Here is an 18,037-nt window from a genome sequence, read left to right on the forward strand (position 1 = left end):
TTCAGGTTCAGCATGAAAACAAATTATATTTTTGTAACCGGCGGGGTAGTTTCCTCTCTGGGCAAAGGCATTGCCGCAGCCTCTCTGGCTGCTATACTTGAAGCCCGTGGACTGAATGTTACCATAATGAAACTGGATCCTTATATTAATGTTGATCCAGGCACGATGAGCCCAATCCAACATGGAGAAGTTTTTGTTACCGAAGATGGTGCAGAAACTGATCTTGATCTGGGGCATTATGAACGTTTTATTCGTACTAAAATGACACGCCGTAATAATTTCACAACGGGTCGCGTATACTCTGAAGTATTACGTAAAGAGCGTCGTGGTGATTATTTAGGCAAAACTATTCAAGTTATTCCTCATATTACCGATGAGATCAAAAATCGGATTATTCGTGGCGGAGAAGGTCACGATATCGTTTTGGTTGAAGTTGGTGGCACAGTGGGCGATATTGAATCTTTACCTTTTTTGGAAGCGATTCGCCAATTAGCTGTTGATGTTGGTCGTAAACACACTCTTTTCTTGCATCTTACTTTAGTACCTTATTTACCTGCTGCGGGTGAAGTTAAAACCAAACCGACTCAACATTCGGTAAAAGAACTTCTTTCTATTGGTATTCAGCCGGACGTGTTAATTTGCCGTTCTGATCGTGTTATTCCTGTTAATGAACGGGCAAAAATTGCGCTTTTCTGCAATGTACCGGAAAAAGCGGTTATTTCATTAGAGGATGTTGATTCAATTTATAAAATTCCTGCATTATTGAAATCTCAACAGTTAGATGATTATATTTGTGAAAAATTTGAACTTGCATGCCCAGCCGCTGATTTGTCTGAATGGGAACAGGTTGTTGATGCACAAGCTAATCCGGTAGGTAAGGTAACTATTGGCATGGTAGGTAAATATATAGAGTTACCTGATGCTTATAAATCGGTTATTGAAGCGTTAAAACATGGCGGTTTAAAAAATCGTTTAACAGTAAATATTAAACTGATTGATTCGGAAGATATTGAAGCACGTGGTAGTGAGCTACTAAAAGGACTTGATGCTATCCTAGTTCCAGGTGGTTTTGGTGAACGGGGTGTCGAAGGAAAAATTATGGCGGCACGTTACGCACGTGAAAATAATATTCCATATTTGGGTATTTGCCTGGGAATGCAGGTTGCCCTGATTGAATATGCTCGTCATGTTGCGGGCATGGAAGGGGCAAACTCGACAGAATTTGCGCCAGATTGTCCCTATCCGGTTGTTGCTTTAATTACAGAATGGTCTGATGACAGTGGTAATATTAAAGTTCGCAATGAGAAGAGTGATCTTGGTGGTACGATGCGAGTAGGTGGCCAATTATGCCATTTAGTGAAAGGCAGTAAAGTCCGTGAGTTATATAATAGCGACACAATTATGGAGCGGCATCGCCACCGTTATGAAGTCAATAATATGCTTTTAGCGCGGATTGAAGAAGCTGGTTTATGTATTGCAGGACGCTCGGCGGACAATAAGCTGGTGGAAATTATTGAGGATCCTAACCATCCTTGGTTTGTAGCTTGTCAGTTTCATCCTGAATTTACTTCGACACCTAGGGATGGTCATCCTTTATTTGCTGGTTTTATCAAAGCTGCGAAGGAATATCAGCAAGGCCAGCTGAAATGAGATATGGGTTAATGGTATTAATTTGTTACCATTAGCTGAAATTTAACTTGTACTGAGGAAAATTTAATGTCCAAAATCGTTAAAGTCATCGGGCGTGAAATCATCGACTCCCGTGGTAATCCGACTGTTGAAGCAGAGGTTCATTTAGAAGGGGGATTTGTTGGTTTAGCCGCGGCTCCCTCTGGTGCATCGACCGGTTCACGAGAAGCATTGGAATTACGTGATGGTGATAAAGCTCGCTTTTTAGGTAAAGGTGTCCTGAAAGCAGTTGCCGCAGTGAATGGCCCGATTGCTGATGCGTTGATCGGCCAAGATGCCAAAGATCAGGCTAATATCGATACAATCATGATCGAATTAGACGGTACAGAAAATAAATCTAAATTCGGTGCTAATGCGATTTTGGCTGTTTCACTGGCTAATGCTAAAGCAGCAGCGGCAGCGAAAGGCATGCCTTTATATGAGCATATTGCTGAATTGAATGGCACGCCGGGTAAATTCTCTATGCCCTTACCGATGATGAATATTATCAATGGTGGCGAACATGCGGATAACAATGTTGATATTCAAGAGTTTATGATCCAGCCAGTCGGCGCAAAAAGCTTGAAAGAAGCAGTCCGCATGGGTTCAGAAGTTTTTCATCACTTGGCAAAAGTGTTAAAAGCCAAAGGGATGAATACCGCGGTGGGAGATGAAGGTGGTTATGCGCCAAATTTAGAATCTAATGCTGCCGCTTTAGCCGCAATTAAAGAAGCCGTTGAAGCAGCAGGCTATGTGTTAGGTAAAGATATTACCTTAGCCATGGATTGTGCTGCTTCAGAATTCTACAACCAGGAAACCGGTAATTATGAACTGAAAGGGGAAGGTAAAATTTTTACTTCTCAAGAGTTTACCCATTATCTGGAAGAATTAACCAAACAATATCCTATCGTTTCTATTGAAGATGGGCTTAATGAGTCAGATTGGGATGGTTTTGCCTATCAGACTAAAGTGTTGGGTGACAAAATTCAGTTAGTGGGTGATGATTTATTTGTTACTAATACCAAGATCTTGCGAGAAGGTATCGAAAAAGGTATTGCTAATTCCATTTTGATTAAATTCAATCAGATTGGTACCTTAACCGAAACTTTAGCAGCAATTAAGATGGCGAAAGATGCGGGTTACACGGCGGTTATCTCACATCGCTCAGGTGAAACTGAAGACGCAACAATTGCAGATTTGGCAGTAGGAACAGCAGCGGGTCAGATCAAAACAGGTTCTATGAGCCGTTCTGATCGGGTAGCTAAATATAACCAATTAATTCGTATTGAAGAAGCATTAGGTGAAAAAGTTCCTTTTAATGGTCTAAAAGAAGTGAAAGGCCAGGCTTAAGTTTACCGTTGTTGATTCAACAGATACTAAAGGCGAGAGACTTATTGTTATCTCGCCTTTTTGTTAATTATCACTTGGATGTCGTTTACCCTTTGTCTATGGCTTAATAAGGGCTAAGGTTTATTGATGTTATCAATTTATTTATTATGGTTGCCGGCCAAAAATTAGTAATCCTGAGTTTTCAAATAGACTATCACCACGAAGAGAAAAATTTTGCGCGATGAGCGTACCGTTTAATTGAATATTATTATTTTTGCATGAATAACTATTACTACATTGATAAGGATGGCTTTCCAGAAAAATATTTTGCCCTTTGACAATAGCTTGTTGGTCAAGTTTAAGTTGACTATGGTGTAAATAAGTTAGATTAGTATCCGGTTTGATTAGGTGCTTAAGTTTAATATTAGCTTGCTGAAGGCTATAGGATATCGCGCCAGTTGCAGCAAGGTAATGTTGCTGTCCAGCGTTAAGCGTAATGTTATCATTTATGATAATTTTATCGGCGAAAAGATTAAGTTTAGCAACATTTATTTTAGCCTCAATATTCACCAGATTATTAATGGGCAAAGTATTTTCCCTATCGTCAGTTAAATTAATACTACTACCTATTGTGGTAATGAATTTTAGACTTTTCAGCTGTTGTAACGTTTTCTCCGCTGGGATTTCCAGTTTACCTGCGATAAGTGACAGATTTTTGACATTATCTGTTTTACCATTTTTCCAACTGATTCCATTAGGATTGGCAATAATCAGATCAGCAATAGTTCCTTTAATGCCGATTGTGCCTTGTAGGTTAGAGTGTTTATCACTAGTAATTTCTGCGATAATAATCTTAGCCGCTGTATTGTCTAGTTTTGGATTTGATATGATATCGTTATTAAAGCTAATGCTATTTTGACTGGAAGGAAGTTCAGAAAAAGTATTATATGAAATCCCATTTTCCAGTGGTTTTACAATTTCAATAGTAGAAGTATCAGCATAAATAAATTTATTAAAACTAATTAAAATAAATAATATAAAATTTAAACTTAATTTGGATAAAATTGAGTAATAGTCCATTATAACTCCTTTTAACATTAATATATTTATGATAAAAAATTTATGTCAGGTTTATTATATATGAAATGCTAGATTTTGATTTCACCAATAATCTTATTTAAAATTGCTTTAGATAATTAATGTCAAATTATTTTTAATTATAAATATGATTTTATGAACTAATATTTTATTTTTTAAGTTAATTAAATAGTTATTTATTTTTTTATTTATAATAAATATTAAATACAATAAAAAAGAAAATTTGCTTTGATATTAAAATCGTCTATATTTCACTTGCTTTTTACTTGTGATTTTAGGAGCTAATTATGGAAAATCAAATCCAGAAAAAAATGATGCCAGAAGAAGTTAAAGGGTGGAATTGGGGCGCTTTTATGTTCAGTATTTTTTGGGGGTTTGGTAATCGAACTTATTGGCCACTGCTTTGTATTATTCCACTATTTAATTTTATTTGGATGTTTGTATGTGGTTTTAAAGGGAATGAATGGGCATGGTGCAATGGTAACTATAGTGATGTAAGAACGTTTAAACGGGTACAAGATACTTGGAATAGAGCTGGATTGGCTGCATTTATTATTAGTCTGATTTTTATTATTCTCTATTTTTTATTTTTTTCAGTATTTGCTATTTTTTATTTTACTAGTCCAGATTACGGACATGTTCAGGCGGGATAGATTATTATCTCAATGCCTAATAATAAAAAGAAATAATTGTCAATTTTTATTAATGAGGAAAAATAACCTTTCAATAGAAGGGTTATTTTTCCATAATATTATTAGAGGTGAATAGTTAATGTTATCCCCGGTTTTAAATCTGCTATTTTAACGCCAGAATTCCAATTCATCAGATCCTTAAGATCGATACCATGACGTTTAGCAATACTATAGTAGGAATCGCCTTGACGGACTTTGTAGGTCTTGATATTAACTTTACCTTTTTTGCCTAATGAAGTGCTATTTTTAGCAATCATAGTTGTTGTACGGTAACTATGTTTGCCGCTAATTTTTAAAGTCTGCCCAATCCGCAAGTTGGCCGTTTTCATACCATTTAGTGACTTAAGTTTATCGGTTGTTATGTTAAAACGTTTGGCGATCATTGATAAAGAATCACCGCGTTTAACTTTATAACTATTAATAGCGCGTTGTTTAGCTAATAGCTGTTTATTATTTTTGGCAACAGCAAGGCGAATACTATTTAATACTGCTTGATCCGAAAGCGCGTCTTTAAGCAGCTCAGCTTTATCTGTTGGTAACATAATAGTATAGGGACCGGCTGGTGGTGTTATATTATGCTTTAAATTAGGATTATAGGCTTTAAGAGTAGTTAACGACAACCCAGAAAGTCTAGCTGCTTGGGGTAAAGTAATTTGTTCGCCGATATTCACCTGGGTAAGCGCATTATTTTTATTAGTAGTTGGTAATGGCAAAGCATATTGATCGCTGTTGCGTAATATATTACTGAGAGCCAAAATTTTTGGCACATAGTTCATTGTTTCTTTGGGTAGTGATAACGACCAATAATCAGTAGGTAATCCAAGGAGTTCATTTTTCTTGATGGCATTAAGTACACAGCCTTCACCACAATTATAAGCAGCTAATGTTAATGGCCAATCACCGTCAAATAGATTATTTAATCGTTCTAGTAAATTTAGCGCCGCAGTAGTAGAGGCAGCGACATCTCTACGTTCATCAACCCATTTATTTTGTTTTAATCCATAGGATTGACCGGTCAATGGAATAATTTGCCATAAACCTGTTGCTTGTGCCTGTGAGGTTGCATGGGGATTAAAAGCACTTTCAACAATAGGAACCAAGGCAAGCTCCATTGGCAAGTTGCGCTGATCAATTTTTTCAACAATCCAATACATGTAAGGCTCTGCGCGTAATGTCACATTCTGCAGATAGCTTTCTTTGGCTAAATAAGATTTGATTTGATTTGCGATCCTGGCATTATCAGGAATATCCATTTTCAGCTCACTACTAATATAACCCCACAAATCATTTTCTATTAAATAGGTTGATTCCCAAGCGGTGGTTTCAATATCTTGATTGGCTGAAGACGGATCTAGTGTTTGCTTATTGGGTGTCATTTGACAGCCAACAAGCAAAACAGAGGCGAATAATATCGCTTTTGTCTTCATTTATGTAACCTATCCTAGGCTGTTATTTATTCAATTGCTTAATAAAGAGGCCAATGATACTGATCTCGTTGGTTAATGACAACCATCAATTTAAAAGCGATCTTTTAGTTTGCGAATTTTGGCAAATACATCACAATTCGAAGCAGTAGCAGGTGAAAATCCCAACACTTTTTGTAAATATGGATCGTCAGATCTTAAAAAAATATTGATCTCTTTTTCAACTTTAAGTTGTGATGGTAGTGTGGGTTGTTTTTGGGCTCGTTTTTGATTGACGGCTAAAGTATAGGCTTTTATCGCCTCATCATGGGGTAACAAATAACTGGCAAATGCCATATTTGCAGCGGTGTACTCATGCGCGCAACAGACTAACGTCTCATCAGGTAAAGCTTTCAGTGTTTCAATCGACTCATACATTTGTTCAGCTGTTCCTTCAAAAATACGTCCACAACCTCCAGAAAACAGGGTATCACCGCAAAATAGATAGGGTTTTTGATAGTAAGCAACATGTCCTAGTGTATGTCCTGGCACAGCAAAAATTTGCCATGAAAACCCAGCAAAGTTTAGCTGTTCTCCGCCTTTTATGACACATGTTGTTCCCTTGCTACTGGTTTCCATTGGGCCATAAACGACTAATTCTGGATAATATCTTTTTAATTCTTTGACTCCATCGACGTGATCATGGTGGTGATGAGTGAGTAAAATAGCGATTGGGTTTATGGCATTTTGTTGTAAAAATTGCTGTACTGGCTTAGCGGTACCAGGATCAACAATAATACAATTACCTTGATGGATTAATAGCCATATATAATTATCAACGAGGGAAGGAATTCTGATAAGCTCCATAATATAATAATGCCTCATAGCTAATGGGTTAGAAGGATATTACAATGAAGTCAGCTCGTATTGCTCAACTATCTAAAATGCCTGACTCCTGGGAAGATATCCCATGGGGCAAGTATTATCGTATTGCATTAAACCAGCAGCTACAACCATGGTGGCCAAAAATATTTGGTTTCCATTTGTTAAAGATTGGTCAATTGAGTTTACAAATTGACACTCAATCATCGCTGATTACTCATCAATTTAGCATGAATATAGCTGGAAGTAACTTTCAATTATTAGGTGATCCTAATGAAATGCCTTTCGAGGACAAATCGATTGATGCCTGTCTCTTGATACAGCAATTATCTTACAGTACTAATCCACATTGGTTATTGCGTGAAGCCGATAGGATTTTGGTTGATGATGGTTGGCTAATTTTATCTAATTTTAATCCATTTAGTTGGTTAGGTATAGGGAAATGCATTCCTTTTTTACGTAAGCGGCAACCCTTTCCTAGTCATATGTTTTCAACCTGGCGTCAACTTGATTGGTTGAGCTTATTGAATTACGAAGTACTGCATCAGCAAAGTTTTCAAATTATACCTTGGATAAGTCCTGAGCATTTTATCAATAGAAATTTGCAATTTGCCGGTTGTCTCAATCTTATCATTGCCCGTAAAAGAACGTTACCGTTGACGCCAACACCAATAAAACTTATGCGAACCCGCATGAAAATAGGTAATACAGTCGGGGTTGCTAAGTGTTGGCGTAAACGTCATTAATTTTGTGCCGTCTGGTAGCCGCTATCCTCTTCTGTTGGTGAATTTGCCGCATTTTTTGCTAATTCATCGCATCGCTCATTTTCTGGATGTCCTGCATGGCCTTTGACCCAGTGCCATTCTACTTGGTGCCGCGAAATTGCTGCGTCTAATCGTTGCCATAGATCAACATTTAAGACAGGCGATTTATCTGCCCGTCGCCATTGGCGACTTTTCCAATTATGTATCCATTGGGTGATCCCTTGACGTACATATTGACTATCTGTGGTTAAAATAACCTGGCAGGGTTGTTTGAGCGTTTCCAAACCAATAATGGCAGCCATTAACTCCATACGATTATTGGTAGTACGAAAATAGCCTTTGCTTAATGTTTTTTCATGTTTATTATAACGGAGTAAAATACCATAACCGCCTGGGCCTGGATTACCTAAGCAAGAACCATCGGTGAAAATTTCTACCTGTTTCGTCATTTCTGATAAACTCATTTTATTCGTGATTTATAACCCTAAGTCTGACATAAAAAGGCACTATGAGCACAGTGATTACACGACAAATTGTTCTTGATACAGAAACTACTGGTATGAATAAGCTAGGGATCCATTATGAAGGACACAATATTATTGAAATAGGCGCGGTAGAAGTAATTAATCGCCGTCTTACTGGCCGTCATTTTCATGTTTATATAAAACCAGCACGCTTAGTTGATCCTGAAGCTTTCGAAGTTCATGGCATTAGTGATGAGTTTTTACAAGATAAACCAACTTTTGCCCAAATCGCGGATGAATTTTTAGACTTTATTCGCGGTGCTGAGTTAGTCATCCATAATGCCCCTTTTGATATTGGATTTATGGACTATGAATTTTCTAAACTAAATAGAGATATTCCTCCAACAGCCAACTTTTGTCAGATCACGGATAGTTTAGTGCTGGCCAGAAAGTTGTTTCCGGGAAAACGAAATAACCTTGATGCTTTATGTGATCGTTATCATATTGATAACTCAAAGCGCACATTACACGGTGCATTGCTCGATGCTGAGATCCTGGCTGAAGTTTATATGGCAATGACTGGAGGCCAAACCTCTTTAGCTTTTTCAGTTGATTCAGAGCCGGGTAGTGAGGTCTATATAGGTGACATTAAACGGATAGAGAGAGAGGCGACAGGATTAAGTGTAATTTATGCTAATCAGGAAGAAATTGCTGCCCATGAAGCAAGACTGGATTTGATTGAAAAGAAAAGTGGCAAGATTTCGCTTTGGCGGTTGAGTAATAGCGAAACAGATCAGGTTAAACATTAACCATTATTGCATTTTTAGCTGAAAAAATGTGCAAACAGTGATTTTTTTTCTAAAAGATATTGACGTATAGAGAGCCGATTCGTAATATCATGGCCGTTCTTAACTCGATTATACCGTGGTGCGGTAGTTCAGTTGGTTAGAATACCGGCCTGTCACGCCGGGGGTCGCGGGTTCGAGTCCCGTCCGCACCGCCAATATTATGAAACCCTGAGCAATAAGTCTCGGGGTTTTTTGTTTTTTTAAGATAATTGGCACCCTTTTTCCAGTAAAATCATATTCAATCTCACAGCCTTTTTGCTTAGAAAAAATTAGGATGTCAGTGTTTTGGTTTTCGATGTAGCACAAACTGTGTTGTTATTATTTTTTCATTGACTTATTTTTGATTCCTTTGTGATTAATGAATATTTTGTTACCGTTGGTTATTTAGGCTAGGTACCTAGATTAAATTTTAACTGTTAAAATGACAAAGTAGCATTGAAAAATCAGTGTGAAATTTGCTATTTATTCGAGATGGAGTAAACAATGATCACTCGTAAAATCCTTGCTAATGCTATTCGTTTCCTCAGTATGGATGCGGTACAGAAAGCAAAGTCAGGGCATCCAGGAGCGCCAATGGGAATGGCGGATATCGCTGAAGTACTCTGGCGTGACTATCTGGATCACAATCCTGCTGATCCTAGCTGGGTAGATCGTGACCGTTTTGTATTATCTAATGGCCATGGCTCTATGTTACTTTATAGTTTGCTACATCTTACTGGTTATGATTTACCAATCGAAGAGTTAAAAAATTTTCGCCAACTTCATTCCAAAACACCGGGACATCCAGAATATGGTTATACTCCAGGTGTTGAAACCACGACAGGCCCGCTCGGGCAAGGGATCGCAAATGCTGTTGGGTTTGCTATTGCCGAGCGAACGTTAGCCGCGCAATTTAATCGTCCAGACCATAATATTGTTGATCATTTTACTTATGTATTTATGGGAGATGGCTGCATGATGGAAGGAATATCACATGAAGCTTGCTCACTGGCCGGAACACTGAAATTAGGTAAACTGATTGCCTTTTATGATGATAACGGTATTTCAATCGATGGTGAGGTACAAGGTTGGTTTACGGATAATACTGCTGAACGTTTTGCCGCTTATCACTGGCATGTTATCAAGGGTATTGATGGACATGATCCAGAACAAATCAAGTCAGCGATAGAACAAGCCCGTAAAGTTACCGATAAACCCTCTCTATTAATCTGCAAAACAATAATTGGTTATGGCTCGCCACATAAGGCTGGTTCTGAAGAAGCGCACGGTTCGCCTTTGGGTGAAACGGAGATTGCTGAAACTCGAACGGCACTAAATTGGCCTTATCCAGCTTTTGAAATACCAGCAGATATTTATAAAGCCTGGGATGCTCGCGAAATAGGCCAGAAAAAAGAGACCGCTTGGCGTGAAAAATTTGCCGCTTATCAACAGGCTTTTCCGCAACTTGCCGATGAATTTATACGTCGTACCCAAGGTGAATTACCGGTTAATTGGCAAGCTATGGCAAATGATTTTGTCAGCGAATTGCAACGAAACCCTGCCAACATTGCCAGCCGTAAAGCTTCACAAAATACATTGGAAGTTTTCGGTAAGCAATTACCTGAACTTTTAGGCGGCTCTGCTGATTTAGCACCCAGTAATTTGACTATGTGGTCGGCTTCTAAATCAATAAAAGACTCTCCAGCAGGCAATTATATTCACTATGGTGTACGTGAATTTGGTATGTCGGCGATTATGAATGGCATCGCATTGCATGGTGGTTTTATACCCTATGGTGCAACCTTTTTAATGTTTGTTGAGTATGCCCGTAATGCAGTGCGTATGGCTGCGTTAATGAAAATTCGTAGTATTTTTGTTTATACTCATGATTCTATCGGTCTGGGTGAAGATGGCCCAACCCATCAACCTGTTGAGCAATTAGCCAGTTTGCGTATGACGCCTAATATGAGTACTTGGCGTCCTTGTGATCAGGTTGAATCGGCTATTGCTTGGCAGTATGCGATTGAGCGTAAACAGGGGCCAAGTGCGTTGATTTTTTCCCGGCAAAATCTTGAGCAACAGCCACGTGATGCTAAACAGTTAGCCAACATTATTAAAGGGGCTTATGTGCTGAAAGATAGTGAAACCACACCAGCGCTTATTTTGATTGCAACAGGCTCTGAAGTTGGATTAGCTGTTAAGGCTTACGAAAAGTTGACTGTGGAAGGTTATAAAGTACGGGTGGTTTCTATGCCATCAACGGATACTTTTGATAAGCAGGACGCCGCTTATCGTGAGTCTGTATTACCCTCTTCAGTGACTGCACGACTTGCAGTTGAGGCGGGCATTGCAGATTATTGGTACAAATATGTTGGCACAACCGGTGCGGTTGTTGGTATGCATACTTTTGGTGAATCAGCACCGGCAGAGATTTTATTTAAAGAATTTGGTTTTAGCGTGGAAAATGTGATTGCAAAGGCTAAATCTTTATTGACGTAAGTGACGAAAATAATGTGAGCGTATTGGTCAGATTTATATGATTAGGTACGCTCTTTTTATTTCAACTGATGATCCGAACCTATTGCGAACCTCTTTTTTATTGTCGTAACCTGTTTTTATTAAGCTGAAACGTTTCAGTTTTTTGAAGTTAATAGATTTATTGATCAAAAGCACACTTTTTATGATTAACAACAAAAATCCTCAGTACAAAAGCTGTAATTATCAGTATTCTTAGCCGTTAATACATTAGTTGTTAAATTGAAGGAATAGTATGGTAGTTAGAGTAGCAATTAATGGTTTTGGGCGAATAGGGCGTAGCGTATTGAGAGCGCTTTATGAATCAGATCACCGCGCTCAAATTGCTGTTATTGCGATTAATGAAATTGCTACTGCACAAGGGATAGCGCATTTATTGAAGTATGACTCTAGTCATGGTCGATTTGCCTGGGATGTGCGCCTGGATAATGATTTGTTAGTGGTAGGTAATGACAATATTCATCTCTTTCATCAACCGGAGATTGAAAAACTGCCATGGCGGGCATTGGATATTGATATAGTACTCGACTGCACCGGTGTTTATGGTTCAAAGGCCGATGGTAATGCGCACTTATTCAGTGGTGCAAAAAAGGTTCTATTTTCCCATCCGGGAAGTCCTGATCTGGATGCAACTATTGTCTACGGTGTTAATGAAACCAGTTTGAAAAATGGTGATCAATTGGTATCAAACGCATCATGTACCACAAATTGTATTATTCCTGTGATAAAAATATTAGATGATGCTTTGGATATTGAGTCTGGTACAGTGACAACGATTCACGCTGCAATGAATGATCAGCCGGTTATTGATGCTTATCACCCAGACTTACGTCGAACACGTGCGGCTAGCCAATCTATTATTCCTGTTGATACCAAATTGGCTGCGGGGATCACACGAGTATTTCCTAAATTCAAAGATCATTTTGAAGCAATATCGGTTCGCGTACCAACTATCAATGTAACGGCAATTGATCTGAGTGTGACGGTAAGATCTAAAGTAACGGTGACGAAAGTCAATCAGCTATTGCAACAGGCAGCAAAGGGCTCATTTCGTGGTATAGTTGATTATACAGAATTGCCGTTAGTATCAACCGATTTTAATCATGATCCACATAGTGCTATTGTAGATGGTACGCAAACACGTGTTAGTGGGCAACACCTGATTAAGATTTTAGTTTGGTGTGATAATGAGTGGGGTTTTGCCAATCGTATGCTTGATACGACATTAGCAATGGCTGCTACTGGTTTCAACAAATCTATCTGTTGACAGACAGTATGGGCATATTGTTCCCCATACACAGCAGAAGATTAATAATTTAGAGAATCAACGAGAGGATTCACCATGTCTGTAATTAAGATGACCGATTTAGATCTGGCGGGTAAAAAAATATTCATCCGGGCTGACCTAAACGTTCCTGTCAAAGATGGCAAAGTTACCTCTGATGCACGGATCCGTGCTTCTTTACCGACGATTGAAGCTGCTTTAAAACAAGGCGCAAAGGTAATGGTAACGTCTCATTTAGGTCGCCCCATTGAAGGTGAGTATAATGAGGAATTTTCATTGAAACCCGTTGTAGACTATTTAGCAGATAAGCTCGATTACCCTGTGCGTTTGGTAAAAGATTATTTAAATGGAGTTGAAGTTGCTAATGGCGAGCTAGTGGTGCTTGAGAATGTACGCTTTAATAGGGGTGAGAAAAAGGATGATGAAACTTTATCTAAGCAATATGCTGCACTTTGTGACATCTTTGTAATGGATGCATTTGGTACTGCCCATCGTGCTCAGGCATCAACCCATGGTGTGGCAAAATTTGCACCTATCGCATGTGCAGGGCCACTGTTATCTGCAGAGTTGGAGGCATTAGGTAAAGCATTAAAAGAGCCTGCTCGCCCAATGGTGGCAATTGTTGGAGGTTCAAAAGTTTCTACTAAATTAACTGTCTTGGATTCTTTAGCCAAAATTGCCGACCAAATTATTGTCGGAGGGGGTATTGCCAATACTTTTATTGCTGCTGAAGGACATAAAGTCGGCCGTTCTCTATATGAAGATGATTTGATCCCAGAAGCAGAAAAATTATTATCGACTTGCGATATTCCTGTTCCAACCGATGTTCGTGTGGCGACTGAATTTTCTGAAACGGCAGAAGCAGTGATGAAATCGGTCAATGATGTCAAAGATGATGAACAGATTTTGGACCTAGGTGATGAAACTGCTGAACGTTTGGCTGATATTCTTAAAAAGGCAAAAACGATTTTATGGAATGGCCCGGTTGGAGTTTTTGAATTCCCTAATTTTCGTCATGGCACTGCAGTGATTGCACAAGCGATTGCAGAGAGCAACGCTTTTTCTATTGCTGGTGGTGGTGATACGTTAGCCGCTATTGATCTGTTTGGTATTGCGGATAAAATCTCTTATATTTCTACTGGCGGTGGTGCTTTTCTTGAATTTGTGGAAGGTAAAAAATTACCTGCAGTCGTCGTGTTAGAAGAACGCGCAAAACAGTAATTATATCTGAAAAAAATGACAGGTAATATTGATCACCTGTCCAATAATAGGACTTTATCTCATGTCTAAGATTTTTGACTTTGTTAAACCAGGTGTTATTACCGGCGATGATGTGCAAAAAGTTTTTGCCATTGCGAAAGAGCATAAATTTGCGTTGCCAGCCGTTAATTGTGTAGGTACAGATTCGATTAATGCTGTTTTGGAAACTGCCGCTAAAGTTCGTTCTCCGGTCATTGTCCAATTTTCTAACGGTGGTGCCGCGTTTATCGCCGGTAAAGGTTTAAAAGCAGAAGGCCAGCAAGCTGCGATTTTAGGGGCAATTTCAGGTGCTCATCATGTACATCAAATGGCAAAACATTATGGTGTACCTGTGATCTTACACACTGATCATTGTGCACGTAAACTACTACCTTGGATTGACGGCTTACTCGATGCGGGTGAGGAATATTATAAAACCACCGGTAAACCTCTGTTTTCATCTCATATGATCGATTTGTCTGAAGAGTCATTGGCGGAAAATATTGCTATTTGCTCCCAATATTTGCAACGGATGAGCAAAATGGGCATGACGTTAGAAATTGAGTTAGGTTGTACCGGTGGTGAGGAAGATGGTGTCGATAACACCGGCTTAGATAGCTCATCACTTTATACCCAACCTGAAGATGTCGCCTATGCCTATGAGCAATTAAGTAAAATTAGTCATCGATTTACGATTGCGGCATCTTTCGGTAATGTACATGGTGTTTATAAGCCAGGTAATGTTCAATTAACACCAAAGATCCTTAAGAATTCACAAGAATACGTTGCGCAGAAATTTAATTTGCCAGCGGAAAATAATCTGAATTTTGTTTTCCATGGTGGTTCAGGCTCTACTGCTGAAGAGATTAAAGAAGCAGTCAGTTATGGTGTGGTAAAAATGAATATTGATACTGACACCCAGTGGGCCACTTGGGAAGGCATTTTGAATTATTATAAGAAAAATGAAGGTTATCTACAAAGCCAATTGGGTAATCCAGAAGGTGAAGATAAACCTAATAAAAAATATTATGACCCTCGTGTTTGGCTGCGTGCGGGTCAGACTTCTATGATTGCGCGTTTAGAACTTGCATATAAAGAGTTAAATTGTATCAATGTGCTGTAACTAATCGCTATTTTATTCCCTGGTTCTCAACCCTGTGGTTCATCATAGGGTTTTTTTTACCTAACGTAAGCTCATTTTTTATCTGCTGTTTATTTCGCTAGGAAAAAGCACTTTTGCAAATAGCAGATCGTTGATAATTGTCCCTAACGATTAACCAATGGTGCCCAGAATGGCCGTAGCTTAACCCTCTATAGAACGCTGGTAATGCAAAAATGGCATTCATTATCGCCATTGCAGATCGAATTTAGATGAGTGCCGAACTTACAACCCTTTATCGTTGATTTCAGCGTGGAAAAGCGGTAGTGGTAGTATTCTTGTTTAGTGAGACTACCTGATGTCTTATCAGTAAAAAGTCGATTTGTTCTTACAGCGGCTTCTTTAAGGGCATTAATTTGAATATCGAGCGATTGTTGACGGGGTAAACTCTGGCATAACCAAAAAGCCATATTAATTTTCTTCTTAATCGATTTAAACTCAGCGAATCTCTTTTATTTTTTATAGAATGATTTAATAAACATTTTAAAGCCAAAGTTTTTAACTATCTAAAAATCTATATCTTAATTTATATTATAGTATCCTTGCCGGAAAATTAAAAATAAGTGAAGTGTCTTTTAAAATTTGGTATGTTATGTAACTTATCAATGATAATTTTGTTATTTTATTTAAATTTTGAAAGTAAATGGAATTAACCTATTATGACAATAAACTTAAACGCTGTTAATGTTAATTATAAATCTAATCTTTATTATGAAAATGTAAATAACGTTAAAGATGTTAATATTTTGGAAGGGCAATCAACGAAAGAAAAACATTTAAATGAGGTTAATAACTATGAACAAAAAAATCTCCCAAGATATTTAACACATATGCCATCCAATATAGAGCTTACCTCTATGGAAAAGAGGTTAATGGAAGATCTTTATGATGAAAAAGAATTATTTTTAAAGACAAGTTACCCGCATAGCCAAAAAACATTAATTGCAGCAATTAATGTAATCGATAAGCTAATTGATAATCCAGGAAAAAATATAAAAAATCTTAGTTTGTTGTCAAAATATATTGAAAGTTTATATCATAGAATTAATACAGCAGATCCATCTTGGCGCGCAGAAAATAATATTGCCTCAAAATCATTACAAAAAATAGGAAACTATCTATCTCAAACTTATAAGACTTTGTCACTATTATCATCAGAACCAAATAAGGATTTATTAACATTAACAGAATGTTGGGTTGCAGCAACAACCGAGATGAGTCGAAAGAATGTAACAGGAAATAATTTAGTTATAAATTATTCTGATATTGATACGATATTACGGTATTATGTTTTAAATCAAGAAAAACTATTAAAAAATTACGCTTTTTCAGTAAATTTAGGTAGGATTCTAAATCTACTTTGTTACATAAGACCAGGAACACTAGATAGCCAACTATTATCTAAAAATAAGGAAATAATAGAATCCACTTTATTTAAAACAATTAGCCAATCTTTAGAAATTGTTGATGTAAAAAAAGATACTTTCCCCCTTTATCATTTACGTTGTAGTATGAATACATTAGCTCATATTATCAACGTTGAGAAAATTAATAATCCTAATACTTGGACTCTAACACGCGATAAGATTGATTCCAATCTGCAATCTATATTAAAAAACTATAAAGATCTGCCGGCTAAAAATGATTTACGTGAAGAAATTAGTGTAGTTCTTGCTAAATATTTAGAAGATACTGGAAGGAGTATTGAAAAAAATAACGGATCGAACTTTTATAACTTTCTTAAACCTATTAGAGAAGAAGAAATTATTCCTCATAGTTTTAAACTTAATAGTGAGCATAAAGTAATATCTTCTTATAATTTTAATAATGAAGAAAGAAATAAACTTAATATTATAGCTGATAAAGTTTTAAATAATTTTCATAATATTTTTGGGAAAAAACAAATAAAAGATGATTATTCCAAACCATTAGAAATTATAATCATGAAGAACAAAGAACTTTATAACCGTTATGGTAATTATCCTTTTCGTATAGATACTAACAATGGAGGTATTTATATTGAAGGAAATCCTAAAGATCCTAATAATCAGCCTCGCATCTTTATTTATATGAAAGGAAATGATGTCCATAACTTTGGGCACGAAATTGTCCATTATCTTGATGGTAAATATAATAAGTATGGTGATGCAGCAGAATTTTCCTCTGAAGAAATTTCATGGTGGAGTGAAGGACTTGCTGAATATATATCTCACGGTGAAAAAAATAAATATGCAACCCAAACTTTAATGTATTGTTCGGTTAATAGGCGACCTACTTTAGATCAAATTATAGATATTGATAGTTTTTCTGCTAATGGTCACAGTGAAAGATTATACGTTTGGCCATATTTTGTGCATAAATTTCTTGATAGTTCCCCACAACTTCGTTCTGTTCGTAGTGAATTAGTACGCGCACTTAGACAACCAATTCAATTAGAAAGTAATAACTTATCCTATTCAAAATTATTAAATAAGTTTGGACATCAGTATAAGGAAGAATTTAATCATTGGTTAGATCAACAAGTAAATTATTTAAGAAGTATAAATAGAAATTCTCATTTTAGAAGATATGGTTAAATTCACCATTAAATAATAAAAACTATCATTCGTGCTAATCTCGATCATGATGATATTGATTTTTTGATTGAAATTCATGGAATAGTTAATTAACAGACAGAAATTAAGATATAAAC

14 protein-coding genes, 1 tRNA gene and 1 pseudogene are annotated in these 18,037 nt (G+C 37.2%); 11 read left to right on the forward strand and 5 right to left on the reverse strand.

The genetic code is table 11. The features are described 5' to 3' along the window. Window positions 1–12: 12 nt before the first annotated feature. Both pyrG and eno read left to right on the forward strand, forming a co-directional pair. Window positions 13–1,650 (forward strand): glutamine hydrolyzing CTP synthase, encoded by a 1,638-nt coding sequence (gene pyrG / locus QE177_RS03180; RefSeq protein ID WP_280551297.1) that lies wholly within the window; start codon window positions 13–15, stop codon window positions 1,648–1,650. A gap of 66 nt (window positions 1,651–1,716) precedes the next feature. Beyond that, window positions 1,717–3,018 carry a phosphopyruvate hydratase gene (gene eno, locus QE177_RS03185; protein WP_280551298.1) on the forward strand — a complete coding sequence of 434 codons (1,302 nt, stop codon included), beginning with the start codon at window positions 1,717–1,719 and terminating at the stop codon, window positions 3,016–3,018. Between the two features lie 144 nt (window positions 3,019–3,162). On the opposite strand, the gene QE177_RS03190 is transcribed toward eno, so the two are convergent. Then, entirely contained in the window at window positions 3,163–4,077 is a 915-nt protein-coding gene (locus tag QE177_RS03190; RefSeq protein WP_280551299.1) for a filamentous hemagglutinin N-terminal domain-containing protein, read from the reverse strand. 305 nt (window positions 4,078–4,382) lie between these two features. Between QE177_RS03190 and QE177_RS03195 the strand changes: the two genes are divergently transcribed. After that, window positions 4,383–4,748: a ribonuclease G gene (locus tag QE177_RS03195; RefSeq protein ID WP_280551300.1), complete on the forward strand. Its 366-nt coding sequence runs from the start codon at window positions 4,383–4,385 to the stop codon at window positions 4,746–4,748. A 101-nt stretch (window positions 4,749–4,849) separates the two neighbouring features. On the opposite strand, the gene mltD is transcribed toward QE177_RS03195, so the two are convergent. Beyond that, entirely contained in the window at window positions 4,850–6,214 is a 1,365-nt protein-coding gene (mltD, locus tag QE177_RS03200) for a murein transglycosylase D (RefSeq protein WP_280551301.1), read from the reverse strand. A gap of 90 nt (window positions 6,215–6,304) precedes the next feature. Continuing rightward, window positions 6,305–7,057, reverse strand: a complete 753-nt coding sequence (gene gloB, locus QE177_RS03205; RefSeq protein WP_280551302.1) for a hydroxyacylglutathione hydrolase — start codon at window positions 7,055–7,057, stop codon at window positions 6,305–6,307. A gap of 44 nt (window positions 7,058–7,101) precedes the next feature. On the opposite strand from gloB, the gene QE177_RS03210 reads away from it, so the two are divergent. After that, a complete protein-coding gene (locus tag QE177_RS03210) occupies window positions 7,102–7,818 on the forward strand; it encodes a methyltransferase domain-containing protein (protein ID WP_280551303.1) in 717 nt (238 codons plus the stop codon). Here QE177_RS03210 and rnhA read toward each other — a convergent pair. Then, a complete protein-coding gene (rnhA, locus tag QE177_RS03215) occupies window positions 7,815–8,285 on the reverse strand; it encodes a ribonuclease HI (protein WP_280551304.1) in 471 nt (156 codons plus the stop codon). The genes QE177_RS03210 and rnhA overlap by 4 nt on opposite strands. A 59-nt stretch (window positions 8,286–8,344) precedes the next feature. On the opposite strand from rnhA, the gene dnaQ reads away from it, so the two are divergent. From dnaQ to fbaA, 6 genes are all read left to right on the forward strand, one after another. Beyond that, a complete protein-coding gene (gene dnaQ / locus QE177_RS03220) occupies window positions 8,345–9,109 on the forward strand; it encodes a DNA polymerase III subunit epsilon (protein WP_280551305.1) in 765 nt (254 codons plus the stop codon). Window positions 9,110–9,226: 117 nt separating this feature from the next. After that, a tRNA-Asp gene (locus QE177_RS03225) sits at window positions 9,227–9,303 on the forward strand. A 328-nt stretch (window positions 9,304–9,631) separates the two neighbouring features. Continuing rightward, window positions 9,632–11,626 (forward strand): transketolase, encoded by a 1,995-nt coding sequence (gene tkt / locus QE177_RS03230; RefSeq protein WP_280551306.1) that lies wholly within the window; start codon window positions 9,632–9,634, stop codon window positions 11,624–11,626. Between the two features lie 271 nt (window positions 11,627–11,897). Beyond that, complete coding sequence (gene epd / locus QE177_RS03235) at window positions 11,898–12,929, forward strand: erythrose-4-phosphate dehydrogenase (protein WP_280551307.1); 1,032 nt, start codon at window positions 11,898–11,900, stop codon at window positions 12,927–12,929. Window positions 12,930–13,004: 75 nt separating this feature from the next. After that, window positions 13,005–14,168 (forward strand): phosphoglycerate kinase, encoded by a 1,164-nt coding sequence (gene pgk / locus QE177_RS03240; RefSeq protein ID WP_280551308.1) that lies wholly within the window; start codon window positions 13,005–13,007, stop codon window positions 14,166–14,168. A 61-nt stretch (window positions 14,169–14,229) separates the two neighbouring features. Beyond that, entirely contained in the window at window positions 14,230–15,309 is a 1,080-nt protein-coding gene (gene fbaA / locus QE177_RS03245; RefSeq protein ID WP_280551309.1) for a class II fructose-bisphosphate aldolase, read from the forward strand. A gap of 311 nt (window positions 15,310–15,620) precedes the next feature. On the opposite strand, the pseudogene QE177_RS03250 reads toward fbaA, so the two are convergent. Further along, a pseudogene (locus tag QE177_RS03250) lies at window positions 15,621–15,757 on the reverse strand (recombinase family protein); the annotation flags it as partial. Window positions 15,758–16,004: 247 nt separating this feature from the next. On the opposite strand from QE177_RS03250, the gene QE177_RS03255 reads away from it, so the two are divergent. Next, window positions 16,005–17,921, forward strand: a complete 1,917-nt coding sequence (locus tag QE177_RS03255) for a collagenase (RefSeq protein ID WP_280551310.1) — start codon at window positions 16,005–16,007, stop codon at window positions 17,919–17,921. The last annotated feature ends 116 nt before the right edge of the window (window positions 17,922–18,037 follow it).

The sequence above is a fragment of the Arsenophonus sp. aPb genome, assembly GCF_029873475.1.
In the GTDB taxonomy this organism is placed as follows: Bacteria; Pseudomonadota; Gammaproteobacteria; order Enterobacterales; family Enterobacteriaceae; genus Arsenophonus.